This is a genomic window from Eikenella sp. (assembly GCF_057315495.1).
The window spans coordinates 1-12713 of record NZ_DBHKXY010000029.1; the positions used below are offsets into that span (position 1 = coordinate 1).

The 12713-nt window shown below is 57.3% G+C and carries 15 protein-coding genes and 1 pseudogene; 7 read left to right on the forward strand and 9 right to left on the reverse strand.

The genetic code is table 11. The features are described from left to right. Positions 1 to 167 precede the first annotated feature (167 nt). From ACO6EE_RS04815 to rluD, 4 genes are all read right to left on the reverse strand, one after another. Positions 168 to 656: a DUF4279 domain-containing protein gene (locus ACO6EE_RS04815; RefSeq protein ID WP_485959634.1), complete on the reverse strand. Its 489-nt coding sequence runs from the start codon at positions 654 to 656 to the stop codon at positions 168 to 170. 10 nt (positions 657 to 666) lie between these two features. Further along, a complete protein-coding gene (locus ACO6EE_RS04820; RefSeq protein WP_485959635.1) occupies positions 667 to 1170 on the reverse strand; it encodes a phosphatidylglycerophosphatase A family protein in 504 nt (167 codons plus the stop codon). Beyond that, positions 1163 to 2149 carry a thiamine-phosphate kinase gene (thiL, locus tag ACO6EE_RS04825; RefSeq protein ID WP_485959655.1) on the reverse strand — a complete coding sequence of 329 codons (987 nt, stop codon included), beginning with the start codon at positions 2147 to 2149 and terminating at the stop codon, positions 1163 to 1165. Before thiL ends, ACO6EE_RS04820 begins: the two co-directional genes overlap by 8 nt. 139 nt (positions 2150 to 2288) lie before the next feature. Beyond that, positions 2289 to 3407, reverse strand: a complete 1119-nt coding sequence (gene rluD / locus ACO6EE_RS04830; protein ID WP_485959637.1) for a 23S rRNA pseudouridine(1911/1915/1917) synthase RluD — start codon at positions 3405 to 3407, stop codon at positions 2289 to 2291. Here rluD and ACO6EE_RS04835 point away from each other — a divergent pair. From ACO6EE_RS04835 to ACO6EE_RS04850, 4 genes are all read left to right on the forward strand, one after another. Next, positions 3406 to 4215, forward strand: coding sequence for an outer membrane protein assembly factor BamD (locus ACO6EE_RS04835; RefSeq protein WP_485959639.1), 810 nt, complete (start codon positions 3406 to 3408; stop codon positions 4213 to 4215). The two genes, rluD and ACO6EE_RS04835, sit on opposite strands and share 2 nt — an antisense overlap. An 85-nt stretch (positions 4216 to 4300) precedes the next feature. After that, positions 4301 to 4732: a DUF4124 domain-containing protein gene (locus ACO6EE_RS04840; protein WP_485959641.1), complete on the forward strand. Its 432-nt coding sequence runs from the start codon at positions 4301 to 4303 to the stop codon at positions 4730 to 4732. A 149-nt stretch (positions 4733 to 4881) separates the two neighbouring features. After that, the gene (locus ACO6EE_RS04845) at positions 4882 to 5724 is read left to right on the forward strand and encodes a J domain-containing protein (protein ID WP_485959643.1); all 843 of its coding nucleotides are present in this window, start codon (positions 4882 to 4884) and stop codon (positions 5722 to 5724) included. Between the two features lie 2 nt (positions 5725 to 5726). Further along, positions 5727 to 6503 (forward strand): ferredoxin--NADP reductase, encoded by a 777-nt coding sequence (locus ACO6EE_RS04850; RefSeq protein WP_485959644.1) that lies wholly within the window; start codon positions 5727 to 5729, stop codon positions 6501 to 6503. A gap of 86 nt (positions 6504 to 6589) precedes the next feature. Here ACO6EE_RS04850 and ACO6EE_RS04855 read toward each other — a convergent pair. After that, positions 6590 to 6696 (reverse strand): annotated as a pseudogene (locus ACO6EE_RS04855) (IS5/IS1182 family transposase); the annotation flags it as partial. A 183-nt stretch (positions 6697 to 6879) separates the two neighbouring features. Between ACO6EE_RS04855 and aroG the strand changes: the two are divergent. The 3 genes from aroG (at position 6880) to ACO6EE_RS04870 (ending at position 9321) form a co-directional block, all read left to right on the forward strand. Beyond that, the gene (aroG, locus tag ACO6EE_RS04860; RefSeq protein ID WP_485959646.1) at positions 6880 to 7932 is read left to right on the forward strand and encodes a 3-deoxy-7-phosphoheptulonate synthase AroG; all 1053 of its coding nucleotides are present in this window, start codon (positions 6880 to 6882) and stop codon (positions 7930 to 7932) included. A gap of 202 nt (positions 7933 to 8134) precedes the next feature. Next, complete coding sequence (locus tag ACO6EE_RS04865) at positions 8135 to 8680, forward strand: RDD family protein (protein ID WP_485959648.1); 546 nt, start codon at positions 8135 to 8137, stop codon at positions 8678 to 8680. Between the two features lie 89 nt (positions 8681 to 8769). Further along, entirely contained in the window at positions 8770 to 9321 is a 552-nt protein-coding gene (locus ACO6EE_RS04870) for an RDD family protein (protein ID WP_485959650.1), read from the forward strand. Between the two features lie 87 nt (positions 9322 to 9408). Here the strand turns inward: ACO6EE_RS04870 and ACO6EE_RS04875 are convergent, their stop codons facing one another. The 4 genes from ACO6EE_RS04875 to ACO6EE_RS04890 form a co-directional block, all read right to left on the reverse strand. After that, the gene (locus tag ACO6EE_RS04875) at positions 9409 to 10263 is read right to left on the reverse strand and encodes a metal ABC transporter permease (protein WP_379975101.1); all 855 of its coding nucleotides are present in this window, start codon (positions 10261 to 10263) and stop codon (positions 9409 to 9411) included. Next, on the reverse strand, positions 10256 to 11128 hold the full coding sequence (locus tag ACO6EE_RS04880) for a metal ABC transporter permease (protein ID WP_485959652.1): 873 nt from the start codon (positions 11126 to 11128) through the stop codon (positions 10256 to 10258). The genes ACO6EE_RS04875 and ACO6EE_RS04880 overlap by 8 nt, the downstream gene beginning before the upstream one ends. After that, a complete protein-coding gene (locus tag ACO6EE_RS04885) occupies positions 11122 to 12048 on the reverse strand; it encodes an ATP-binding cassette domain-containing protein (RefSeq protein ID WP_126983282.1) in 927 nt (308 codons plus the stop codon). The genes ACO6EE_RS04880 and ACO6EE_RS04885 overlap by 7 nt, the downstream gene beginning before the upstream one ends. Next, on the reverse strand, positions 12048 to 12713 hold a 666-nt coding region (locus tag ACO6EE_RS04890), incomplete at its 5' end, for a metal ABC transporter substrate-binding protein (protein ID WP_485959654.1). The genes ACO6EE_RS04885 and ACO6EE_RS04890, both read right to left, overlap by 1 nt.

A 12713-nucleotide genomic window follows, 5' to 3' on the forward strand; every position in this document is an offset into this window, starting at 1 on the left:
ATTGGTTATCTGCATTTTCGTAGCCTAGCATAACTGCTAATCTACGTCAGCCCCTAAATTTAAGCCGGTACCGCGTTGGCTTGCCTTGCCGTACCTGTGTACTGTCTGCGGCTCGCCGCCTTGTCCCGGTTTAAATTAAATCCACTACGCTTGGAAAGTTTGCAGCGTTAATGCAGCACACGCGGCGGATTATCTGCGCGGTAGTCGGCTTTTTCCTCTTCGTCGACCTGGCCTTGGTAGATATCGAATTCGATGCTGGCACCCACGGAGTGGCAGAAGCTGATTACTTGGGGCGAAAAGCCGATTGCCGGGGTGGAGTCGCGCTCGTCGGTGCTCACGGTGAGCACGATCATCAAATAGGCTTCGAGCCGGTGGGCTTTGATCAACTCGGCAATTTTATCTTGCACGGGCAGCAAAGTTACGATGAGCTCGTCGGCGATTTCGTTGAGGCGGAACACGTCGCCATCGCGCAGGACAGGGGTGCCGTATTGCCAGCTTGAATAGCCTGATATCCTGCCACCCATGCCTATGCTATTGCCTTCATATACGGCGCGGGTGGGGGCAAGATTGAGTGCGGTGCTGACGGCATCGGGGTCGAAGCCTCGGCCGGTGAGGGCGAAGTAGAGATAGCATTCGTTGAGGTTGGGGGCATCCATTGGCTTGTTTTCAGTAGATTAAATAGACGGCAAGTCGGATAAGGAGCAGGCTCATCAGCGCGGCGATGATGTCGTCCAACATCACGCCGAAGCCGCCGCTCACTTGGCGGTCGAACCATCGGATGGGCGGCGGTTTTACTGCATCGAAGAAGCGGAAGGCGGCAAAAGCAGCCAACCACCAAGCCCAAGTATTCGGTGTGAAGGCGAGCACCAGCAGCATGGCCACGATTTCGTCCCACACGATGCCGCCGTAGTCGTGCACGCCGAGGGCGGCTTCAGTTTGGTTGCAAATCCAGATACCGACGGCAAACAAGGGTAGACACAACAGGGCGAGCAACCAGCCGTCGATACCCAGTGCCATCAATGCCACGGCGATGGGCAGGGCGGGCAGGGTGCCGAAAGTGCCGGGGGCGACGGGGGCGAGGCCGCTGCCGAAGCCGAAGCCGAGGAAACAGGCGGGGCGGCGCAGCAGCCAGGCGAAAGTGGGGCGGAAGGCGGGTTTCTGTTTAGCCAAAGTGGTCGAATCCTAATTGGGAAAGATGCAGTTCGCTGCCGTTGGTGCGCAGCAGTTTCAGGTAGCCTGTGTCGTTGATGCGGCCGATGCGGGCGACGGGCGTGCGGCTGCTGTCGGCTGCGGCGAGCACGGCTGGGCGCGCCTGGGGCGGGGCGGTGAACAATAATTCGTAGTCGTCGCCGCCGGCAAGGGTGAGCTCGTATACAGTTTGCGCAGGCAGGCATTGTCGCAGCTCGGGCACGGTAGGCACCAGCTCGGCGTATAGCTCTGCGCCCACGTTGGAAGCGCGCAGGATGTGGCCGAGGTCTTGAGCCAGGCCGTCGGAAATATCTTGCGCCGCCGTGGCAACCGGCAGCAAGGCTTGGCCGAGCGCTACGCGCGGAGTGGGGCGCAGGCGGGCGGCTTCGCATTGGGCAAACAGGTTTTCAGGTAGCCTGATGTTCTGCCAGATATGGTGCAGCGCAGCGGCAGCCAGGCCGATTTGGCCGGATACCCAGATATCATCGCCGTTTTGCGCGCCACTGCGGCGCAGGCCGAGGCCCGCGGGCAGCTCGCCGGTGATGCTCACATTGAAAACGAGGTCGCCTTTGGTGGTGTCGCCGCCGATAAGGGTAATGCCGTATTGGCGCAGCATGGTGAAAAGGCTACCTGAAAATGCTTCCAGCCAGCTTGGGTTGAGCTCGGGCAGGGCGGCGCTGAGCATCACCCAGCGCGGCCGCGCGCCCATGGCGGCCATATCGGAAATGTTCACGGCCAGGATTTTGTGCGCGAGGTCGGCAGGGGAGACATCGGGGAAGAAATGGCGGCCGGCCAGCAGCATATCGCTGCTGAAGCATAAATCATGGCCAGGGCGCGGGCGGACGATGGCGGCATCATCGCCGATGCCGAGCAGGAGTTCGGGGTCGGCAGGCTGCTCGGCAGCGAGGTAGCGGCGGATGAAGTCGAATTCGCCGAGGGCTTTGGGGGCGGTGTTGGGCATGGCTGGCGGTGTTGGTTTAATGGAAAGGCTACCTGAAACCATAGCTTGCATTATGTTTTCGCTTCGTTGAAGCGGGTGCTTTCAGGTAGCCTTTGGTTGGCATTTTTGCTTCGTTGTAACTGATATTTTCAGGTAGCCTCTAATCGTGCACGTAGATGGTTTCCACGTCGTAATCATCTTCATCCCAATCGTCTTCGTCATCGGGCTCGGCGGGGGGCAGGGTGTGGCTGAGGGCGGAATCCATGCCGCATTCCCAGCGTAATACGGAGAGCAGGTGGTGGATGTCTTCGGGCAGCGGGGCTTCGAATTGTACGGTTTCGCCGCTTTCGGGATGGACGAAGCTGAGGCGGTAGGCGTGCAGGGCTTGGCGGCCGAGCTGTTGCACGGCTTCTTTCACCGCATCGGAGCAGGGATGGCGCGGGTTGCCATACACAGGGTCGGCGGCGAGCGGGTGTTTGGCTTCGCGCATGTGCACGCGGATTTGGTGGGTGCGGCCGGTTTCGAGGGCGCATTCGATGTAGCTGTGGCTCTGGTAGCGTTCGAGCACTTTGATGTGGGTAACGGCTTTTTTGCCGCCGAAGCCGACCACGGCCATTTTGAGGCGGTTGTGCGGGTCGCGGCCGATGAGGGTATCGATTTTGCCGTCGAACGGCACGATGCCGTCGGCCACGGCGCGGTAGATGCGCTTCACGCTGCGCTCTTGCAGCTGTTGCACCAGGCTGTTTTGCGCGGCCGGGGTTTTGGCCACTACCATCAGGCCGCTGGTGTCTTTGTCGAGGCGGTGCACGATGCCGGCGCGGGGGATTTCGGCCAATGCCGGGCAGTGGGCAAGCAGGCCGTTGAGCAGGGTGCCGCTCCAGTTGCCGGCGGCGGGGTGGACAACGAGGCCGGCAGGTTTGTTCAACACAATCACGCTGTCGTCTTCAAATACAATATCCAGCGGTATGGGCTCGGGCGTAAAGGCGGCGGTTTCGTGGCTGTGCTGGATGTGCACTTCCAAGGTTTCGCCGCCGATGAGCCTCTCTTTGGGGCGGGCAACCTGGCCGTTGAGCAATACGTTGCCGTCTTTAATCCAAGTACTCAGGCGGCTGCGGGAATAATCGGGCAGCAGTTTGGCCAGCGCGGCATCGAGCCTTTGGCCGGCCAAATCGGTGGGCACGGTTAAATTTATACAATTTTCCGCGTCTGCCCCTGCCGAAAAGTCGAAATCATCGTTATAATCGGCATCATTGTTGGTATAGGAAGAAATGTTCTGCATGAAAAAGATTCTTTTAGTTACCGGCCTGGCAGTGATGCTGTCGGCCTGCTCCAGCACTTCAACCACCGCTGTGAGCCAAGATGCCCAGATTACGCAGGATTGGTCGGTAGACAAGCTGTATGCCGAAGCGCACGAGGAAATGGAGAGCCGCAATTATAGCCGTTCGGTGCGTTTATATGAAATTTTGCGGGCGCGTTTCCCCAACACCCGCCAAGCGGTGCAGTCGCGGCTGGATACGGCTTATGTGTATTATAAAGACGAACAGCAGCCGCAGGCCTTGGCGCATGTGGAGCAGTTTTTGAAGCTGTATCCCAATCACCCGAACACCGATTACGCGCTGTATCTGAAGGGCTTGATTGTGCTCAATCAAGACAAATCCATCTTCAACAAGCTGGCCTCGCAGGATTGGTCCGACCGCGACCCGAAAGCAAACCGCGAAGCCTATCAGGTGTTTAACGAGCTCATCACCCGCTTCCCCAATAGCAAATACGCCAACGACGCGCGCGAAAAAATGACGCGCCTGGTGGATGCCTTGGGCGGCAACGAAATGGCCATCGCCCGCTACTATATGCAGCGCGGCGCTTACTTGGCCGCCGCCAACCGTGCGCAGGGGATTGTGAGCCGCTATCAGAATACGCGCTATGTGGAAGAGGCGCTGGCGATTATGATGACCGCATACGCCCGTTTGGAAAAACCGGAACTGAGCAACGACACCCGCCGCGTGTTGGCACAAAATTTCCCGCAGAGCCCCTATTTGCAGAAAGAATGGCAGCCGAACGATATTCCGTGGTGGCGCTATTGGAAGTAGTATAGATTTTGGAGGCTACCTGAAAGCGGTTTTTCAGGTAGCCTTTATCAGCTAGAACGTCTTACTTCAAAATAAGGATATAAACATGAAAAAATTATCCCCTCTCTTTGCCGCCTGCCTGCTGGGCGTCTGCGCCGTAGCCAGCGCCACCACCTACGAATGTACCGACCGCCAAGGCCGCCGTACCTACACCGCCAGCACCGGCCCCAACTGCCGCGCCGTCAACCTCGGCCGTATGACCACCTATCCCGCTCCCGTGAGCACCGTGCCCAGCTATCCGAGCTACAGTAGCCCCGCTACGCCCGAGCCCGCGGCCCCGGCTGCCCAGCCTGCCGTTAGCGAAAGCCAGCGCCAAGCTGCCAACGAACGCCTGCGCCAAGCCCAGCAGAATCTGGAAGAAGGCCGCAAAGTGCGCTACGGCAACGAGCGCAACTACGCCCGCTATCTGGAGCGCATCGGCAAGCTGGAAGAAGAAGTGAACAAAGCCCAGCAGGAAGTGAACAACCTGAATAAATAAATCCGGCTTTGCTTGAATTTCTTGCGGTAATGTTTTCAGGTAGCCTTGGGTGTGATACAGGCTACCTGAAAACGAATCAACCGAATTTTGCCCGCTTAACATCCCAACCGATTTAACCCCGTTGAAGCTTCAGTTTTCAGGTAGCCCTTATGCCCGCGATCCCCACGCACTACCGCAACCTGCGCGTGTCCGAAACCGCTTCGAATAAGGAGATACGCGAGGCCTACCGCCGCCTGTCGAAACGCTATCATCCCGATTTCAATCCCGACAACCCCGAAGCCCTGCGCATCATGCAAATGGTAAACAAGGCCTACGCCGTGTTGTCCGACCCCGAACAACGCAAACGGCACGATGCCTGGATTGCCGCCCAACGCCAGGCCAAAGCCACCAATCCCTTGCTGCAACAAGCCGCCGCGCGGCAGCAGGCCAAACTGATTCCTTGGCCTCAGAAGCTGAAAGCGCAGTGGCAGCGGCTGCGTGCCAACAAAGCATTTTGGCTGGTGTTCGGCACCGGCCTGTTGCTCGGGCTGCTGGTGTTGCAGCTTTGGTGGTGGCTGGATAAAAACCCCGCTGCGCCTCAAGATACGCCTTCCGCCGTGAGCCAGCTGGCCGCCCAAGGCAGCGCCTATCAGCGCCCGGCTAAAGCCCCCAACGGCAATATCTGGCCGTATTTTTCCGACTACATCGCCGGCTACCCCGTGGCCGCGCAAAACGGCATGTCTATCGCCAGCATCGCCAACCACGGCGCCGACCGCATGGTAGAACTACAAATGCAGCAAGACGGCATTTGGCAAAATATCCGCACTTTCTACATGCCAGAGAAGGGTTTCTTTACCCTCTACGAGCTCGGCGCCGGCCAATACCGACTGCTCTATCTCGACTTAGACAGCGGCCGCCACACCCAAACCGATGTTTGGCAAATAGAAAAACAAAATGATGCGCCGGTCTATCCCGATGCCAGCATCACCCTCCCGCCCACACAGCAAGGATAATCATGAGCGCCTCTCCCGCCGCCAAATACACAGAAGAAACCGTACTCTGGGTAAAACGCCACACACCCAAGCTGATGAGTTTTGCCATCAGCCGCCCCGAAGAATACCGTTTTGCTGCCGGCCAGTTTTCCCGCCTCGGCTTTCCCGAAGGCAGCGGCTTCATTTGGCGTGCCTATTCCGTGGTTTCCGCCGAATACGACGACACCCTCGAATACTTCGCCGTGCTCATCGAAGACGGCCCCATGTCGGCCCGATTCGAACAACTGGAAGCCGGCAATACCATCCTGCTCGATAAAACCGCCACCGGCTTCCTGTTGCCCGAACGCTTCCCCGATGGCAGCGACCTTATCATGCTCAGCACCGGCTCTGGCATCGCCCCCTTTCTCTCCATCTTGCAGCAGCCGCAAATTTGGCAGCGCTTCGACCATCTCGCCCTGGCTCATTCCGTTTCCCACGCCAACGAAGCCTTGTTCAACCAGCGCATCCGCGACTTGGCCGAACACCCATTAGTAGGCGAGTATTACGACAAACTGCGCTTCGTTTCCGTACTCACCCGCGAGCAGCAGCCCGGCAGCCTCAATCAGCGCCTGCCGCAACTGTTGGAAAATGGCAGCCTCAGCCAGGCTTTCGGCCTGCCGTTCACCACCGAACGCAGCCGCTTCATGCTGTGCGGCAACCCCGCCATGGTGAAAGACACCTTCCAAGCCCTGCTCAAGCTCGGCTTTGCCATGCATCGCAACCGCATCCCGGGCCACATCATGATGGAAAACGGTTTTTAAAGCTTGAAGTTGCCAAGCAGCGTGCTGCTCCTGTTTTCAGGTAGCCCTAGCAATAGGCTACCTGAAACCGATTTTTAGCCTGCAAAATATAGTGAATTAAATTTAAACCAGTACAGCGTTGGCTCGCCTTGCCGTACTATTTGTACTGTCTGCGGCTCACCGCCTTGTCCTGATTTAAATTTAATCCACTATAACAAGCTGGGCAAAACTCCTTAAGGTTGGCGAGACACAGATAGCTTGCAGGCGTGTATCAGGTGCCCAGCCATTTTCAGCTAGCCTCACAAGCCTATTTGAGGCTACCTGAACATTAAGCCCTTGCCAGCCGCCGCCGCCCAGTCCACAATAAGCCCTTTCCCACGAACAGCAAAACACAGCCATGAGCCACTCCCAAGCCTTCAGCCGCACCGACGACGTACGCATCCGCAGCATCAGCGAGCTGCTGCCCCCCATCGCCCACCTCTACGAACTGCCCATCAGCGAGGCTGCTGCCGATTTGGTGGAAAATACCCGCCATCAAATTGCCGATTTAGTGCACGGCCGCGACCAGCGCCTGCTCACCATCATCGGCCCTTGTTCCATCCACGACCCCAAAGCCGCCCTCGAATACGCCCAGCGCCTGCTGCCCCTGCGCAAAAAATATGAAAAAGAGCTGCTGATCGTGATGCGTGTTTATTTTGAAAAACCGCGCACCACCGTGGGCTGGAAAGGGCTCATCAACGACCCCCACCTCAACGGCACCTTCGATATCAACTTCGGCCTGCGCCAAGCCCGCCGCCTGCTGTTGGATTTAAATAACCTCGGTATGCCCGCTTCCACCGAATTTCTCGACATGATCACCCCGCAGTATTACGCCGACCTCATCTCCTGGGGCGCCATCGGTGCGCGCACCACCGAAAGCCAGGTGCATCGCGAGCTCGCCAGCGGCCTCTCTTGCCCGGTCGGCTTCAAAAACGGCACCGACGGCAACCTCAAAATCGCCATCGATGCCATTGGCGCCGCCTCCCACCCGCATCACTTTCTCTCCGTAACCAAAGCCGGCCATTCCGCCATCGTCCACACTACCGGCAACCCCGACTGCCACGCCATCCTGCGCGGCGGCAAAGAGCCGAACTATAGCGCGGAACACGTTAAAGCTGCCACCGAACAGCTGGCCAAAGCCGGCGTAACGCCTAGATTGATGGTGGATTTCAGCCACGCCAACAGCCGCAAAGACTACACCCGCCAAATGGAAGTGGCGCGCGATGTGGCCGCGCAGCTGCAAAACGGCGAGCAAAATATCATGGGCATTATGGTGGAAAGCCACTTGGTGGAAGGCCGCCAAGACAAGCTGGAAACCTACGGCCAAAGCATCACCGACGCCTGCATCGGCTGGGACACCACCGAAGAGCTGCTCGCCTTGATGGCCGAAGCCAATCGCGGCAGGGTGTGAACAAAGCGGCTTGTGCCGCTTTTTTGCACAGTGCAGAGTCTTCGATACATTTCAGGTAGCCTGATGCAACACAAGGCTACCTGAAAAGCGGTAAATATTTACAAACCACGCCAAACTGTTAAAATCTGCAACTTTCCAACAACGTCTATATTAACAACAGGGTAGGCACAAATGTTTGTAGCCGCCCGAGGGAGATACACTCATGCAAGATTTCCGCGAAAACCCAAATGAAAATTTCCGCCAAGCCTATGCCTCCACCGCATTGGAAAACGATTTATTCGATAGCAATGAAATGGAAGTAGAGCTGGCCAGCCCGTGGCAGCGGATGGGCGCACGATTATTGGACTATGTGATTTTTGCCGCTATTTTCATGGTCTTCTTTTTTATTCTCGCAATTTTTATCAAAAATTCGACAACGGTTATCGGGCTTAGTTTACTCTTCGTTATTGCTTTTGGTATTTACCAAATAGTTATCATGTCCCGCGATGGGCAAACGGTGGGTAAAAAAGCCTTGAATATCCGCGTGATTACTGAAGACGGCGATAACCCCGGTTTTGTTAAATATTGCTTGGTGCGCGAATTTGGTTATAGCTTCATTTTTACCCTGATCGGAATGGTTAGCAAAACATTGGGCGATTCGCTGGGAATTATTGCTACCATCGTCTGTGTCGTGATGCTGTTTTTAGAAGACCGCAACCGCCAAACTTTGCAGGATTTGCTGGCGAAGACATTGGTTATCAAAAACTAAGTCGTCCGTTATTCATGCACAAGGCTACCTGAAACCATTTTCTCGTTTTCAGGTAGCCTTATTTATCTGGCCTAATTTGAGGACAAACCATGCAAAATTTCCGCCAAGCCTATCGCCCTCCTGAATCAGCAGCCGAGCCGCAGGCAGCGGAGCGGATGAAGGAGGTGGAGTTGGCTGAGCCGTGGCGGCGCTTGCTGGCCGGTGCTATCGACCGTATCCTGCCTATTATGCTGTTGGGTATGTTTTTATTAAGGATTGAGTACACTAGTGCCTATGTGCAAGCTGAAATGCCTTGGTTGCTGCTGCTTTTGCTGCTGGGGCTGGTGGCAGGGTTGTTGCTGGGGTTGGTGCAGGTGTTCCTGATGAGCCGTAGTGGGCAGAGTATCGGCCAGAAAATTCTGCGTATCCGCGTGATTACGGATACTGGTGCGAATCCGGGCTTTGCTAAATATGTGCTGGCGCGCGAAGGGTTTTTCTTTGTGGTGTTGCTTGCGCTGTGCGGGCTGCTCAGTGGCCTGGGCTTGGGTCGTATTGTTTATTGTGTGGTGCAATTGCTGTATCTGATTATGCTGTGCCGCAAACGTGGCAATTATCAAACGCCGCAGGATTTGATGTTGCAGACTTTGGTAGTGAAGGTGTGAACACCGACATCATAAAAGGCTACCTGAATGTTTCAGGTAGCCTTTGCCATTATGGCGGGCGAATATGCAACTTGTTGCTGCCATGTTTCAGCTAGCCGCTGCCGCCTTTTCTTGGCCAAACGCCTGCCGCAGTTTGTTCCAGATGAGGGCGAGCAGGAAAAGAATGGCCTGCAAAATCACGATGCTGGGGCCGGTGGCGGAGTTGAGGTGGTAGCTGAGCAGGGTGCCGGCGAGGCTGGTGAACACGGAGGCGGCGACCACGATGATCATCATGCGTTCAAAGCGTTTGGTAAGCAGGAAGGCGGTGATGCCGGGTGAAATGAGCATGGCCACCACCAGCACCACGCCGGCCACCTGCATGGCGGTGATGATGGTTAGCGCGAGTAGGGTGAGCAGGCTGTAGTGGAGAAACTGCGGGGAGAGGCCGGCAATGCGGGCTTGGGCGGGGTCGAAGCAGTAGAGCATGAAGTCACGCCGTTTGAGCAGCACGGCCAAGGCTACGGCAGTGCAGATGGCAAAGGTTTGCAGCAGCTCTTCGCGGCTCACGCCCAGCACGTTGCCGAACAGGATGTGGGTGAGGTGTTGGTCGGTTTCCACTTTGGTAAACAACACGAGGCCGAGCGCAAACATACCGGAGAACACGATGCCCATCACTGTGTCTTCTTTGAGGCGGCTGTTGTTTTTCAGGTAGCCTACGCCCACGGAGCAGAGCAGGCCGGAGGCGAATGCGCCGATTTGCAGCGGAATGCCGAACACGAAGGCCAGCACGATGCCGGGCAGCACCGCGTGCGACACTGCGTCGCCCATCAGCGACCAGCCTTTGAGCACCAGATAGCAGGAGAGCAGCCCGCAGGTAATGGACACAATCAGCGCGGTGAGCAGGGCATTCTGCATGAAAGGGAAGGCGAGCGGCTCGGCAAACCAGTTGATCAGCTCAGACATGGCCGGGCTCCGTTTCTTCCGCTTGCGGTGCGGCGCCGAATTTTTGCCGCAACAGGCCGTATTTGGGCGCAAACACGAAGGCGAGCAGGAACAGCAGGCTTTGCAGGCACACAATCACGCCGCCGGTGGCGCCGTCGAGGAAAAAGCTGATGTAGGCGCCCAGAGCGCAGGTAATGATACCGAGCGCCACAGCAATCAGCACCAGCTTGCCGAAGCGGTCGGTGAGCAGATAGGCAGTGGCGCCGGGGGTAACCACCATGGCGATCACCAGAATCGCGCCCACGGTTTGCAGCGCGGCTACTACGCAGGCGCTGAGCAGGCAGAAAAACAAAATTTTGTAGCGCAGCGGCGAGAGGCCGACGGCCACGGCCTGGGTTTCGTCAAAAAACACCAAGAGCAGGTTTTTCCAAGTGAGCAGCAGGAACAGCAGGCACACGCCGATGATGATGGCTACCTGAAAAATATCTTCGTCGGCAATGCCCAAAATATTGCCCAACACGATTTCCTGCACGTTAACCGCAGTCGGGTTCACCGACACGATAAACAGACCGATAGCAAAGAAGGTGGTGAAGATAAAGCCGATTACCGCATCTTCTTTCAGCTGCGTGATGGCACGTATCCACAAAATCGACAGTGCCGCCAAAATGCCGGATACAAACGCACCGGCGGAATAGGGAAGGCCGAGCGCATAGGTAACCGCCACGCCGGGCACTACTGAATGCGACAGCGCGTCGCCAATCAGCGACCAGCCTTTGAGCATTAAATAAGACGACAAAAACGCGCACATACCGCCCACCGCCGCACTCAGCACGATGGCTTTCACCATGTATTCGTAGGCAAACGGCTCCAGCAGCATGTCTAGCATGAGCCGCTCCCTTCGCTGCCGTTTTCCTGCTCCGCACAGCTGCCTTGGGCATCGCTGCAGCAGGGTACGGCGGGCGGATCGTTTTTGGCTTGGCCGTAGAACACGGCGGGGCGTTCGTCGTCGGTGAGTACGGTGAGCACGCGGCGGTCTTCGTCGTCGTGCAAATCGCTGCCGGAGAGGCGGAAGTGGCGCAGCACGCCGCCGAAGGCCAGTTCGAGGTTGTGTTGGTTGAAAGTGTGTTCGGTGCGGCCGGCGGCCAGCACGGTGCGGTTGATCATCACCACTTGATCGCAGAAGTCGGGCACCATACCGAGGTTGTGGGTGGACACCAAAATCAAATGCCCCTGCGCGCGCAGCTGGCCGAGCAGATCCACAATCGCGTCTTCAGTTTTCACATCCACGCCGGTAAACGGCTCATCCAGCAAGATAATCTTACTCTGTTGCGCCAGTGCGCGCGCCAGGAATACGCGCTTTTTCTGCCCGCCGGAGAGCTCGCCGATCTGCCGTTGCGCCAAGTGGGCAATGCCCACCCGTTCCATGGCTTCCTGCACTTTGCGTTTGTCTTCGGCTTTGGGCAGGCGCAGGAAATTCAGGTAGCCGTAGCGCCCCTGCATCACCACGTCGTACACCGACACGGGAAACTGCCAATCCACTTCCTCGCTCTGCGGCACATAGGCCACCAGGTTGCGCTTGAGCGCCTGCGGCACGGGCAGGCCGCACAGGCGGATACTGCCCGACTTCGGCTTAATCTGCCCCATCAGGCTTTTAAACAGGGTAGATTTGCCGCTGCCGTTTACGCCCACCAGTGCGCAGGTGGTGCCGCCTTGCAGCGTAAAGCTCACGTCGCGGATGGCCGTGTGGCCGTTGCTGTAGCGAACCGTTACCGATTCAACGCTGATGGAGGCGGCTTGTTCAGACATTATTTTCCAAATCCTCTAACAATGGTGGAAACCGTGGTGTTGAGCAGGTCGAGATAGGTGGGCACCGGGCCGTTTTTGGCGGAAAGCGAATCCACATACAATACGCCGCCGTATTTGGCACCGGTTTCGCGCGATACCTGCCGCATCGGGCGCGGCGATACGGTGCTCTCGCTGAACACCACCGGAATATGGTTTTGCCGCACGGTGTTGATTACGCGGCGCACCTGTTGCGGCGTGCCTTGCTGCTCGGCGTTAATCGGCCACAGATACACTTCTTTGAAGCCGTAGTCGCGTGCCAGATAGCTGAACGCGCCTTCGCTGGTCACCAAGAAACGCTGGTTTTGCGGCACCCGTGCCAGTTTTTCGCGCAAGGGACGGTCTAGGTTGCGGATGCGCTGGGCATAGGCGGCGGCGTTGCGGGTGTAGGTGGCGGCGTTTTGCGGGTCGTATTTAATCAGCGCGTTTTTGATGTTTTCCACATAGATTAAAGCATTGCGGGTAGACATCCAAGCGTGTGGGTTAGGCTGGCCGCGATAGGGGCCTTCATGAATCGACATCGGGGTGATGCCTTGAGTTACCACCACTGCCGGTTTGTTGCGCACGTTTTGGAAGAAACGCTCAAACCAGCGCTCCAGGTTCAGCCCGTTCCACAGCACCAAATCGGC

Bases quoted from the DNA above. Each gene is read 5' to 3' on its own strand.
- thiL (WP_485959655.1), bottom strand. From the start codon at position 2,149: ATGCCCAACACCGCCCCCAAAGCCCTCGGCGAATTCGACTTCATCCGC.
- ACO6EE_RS04845 (WP_485959643.1), top strand. From the start codon at position 4,882: ATGCCCGCGATCCCCACGCACTACCGCAACCTGCGCGTGTCCGAAACC.
- aroG (WP_485959646.1), top strand. From the start codon at position 6,880: ATGAGCCACTCCCAAGCCTTCAGCCGCACCGACGACGTACGCATCCGC.
- ACO6EE_RS04850 (WP_485959644.1), top strand. From the start codon at position 5,727: ATGAGCGCCTCTCCCGCCGCCAAATACACAGAAGAAACCGTACTCTGG.
- ACO6EE_RS04835 (WP_485959639.1), top strand. From the start codon at position 3,406: ATGAAAAAGATTCTTTTAGTTACCGGCCTGGCAGTGATGCTGTCGGCC.
- ACO6EE_RS04880 (WP_485959652.1), bottom strand. From the start codon at position 11,128: ATGCTAGACATGCTGCTGGAGCCGTTTGCCTACGAATACATGGTGAAA.
- ACO6EE_RS04875 (WP_379975101.1), bottom strand. From the start codon at position 10,263: ATGTCTGAGCTGATCAACTGGTTTGCCGAGCCGCTCGCCTTCCCTTTC.
- rluD (WP_485959637.1), bottom strand. From the start codon at position 3,407: ATGCAGAACATTTCTTCCTATACCAACAATGATGCCGATTATAACGAT.
- ACO6EE_RS04840 (WP_485959641.1), top strand. From the start codon at position 4,301: ATGAAAAAATTATCCCCTCTCTTTGCCGCCTGCCTGCTGGGCGTCTGC.
- ACO6EE_RS04870 (WP_485959650.1), top strand. From the start codon at position 8,770: ATGCAAAATTTCCGCCAAGCCTATCGCCCTCCTGAATCAGCAGCCGAG.
- ACO6EE_RS04815 (WP_485959634.1), bottom strand. From the start codon at position 656: ATGGATGCCCCCAACCTCAACGAATGCTATCTCTACTTCGCCCTCACC.
- ACO6EE_RS04885 (WP_126983282.1), bottom strand. From the start codon at position 12,048: ATGTCTGAACAAGCCGCCTCCATCAGCGTTGAATCGGTAACGGTTCGC.
- ACO6EE_RS04865 (WP_485959648.1), top strand. From the start codon at position 8,135: ATGCAAGATTTCCGCGAAAACCCAAATGAAAATTTCCGCCAAGCCTAT.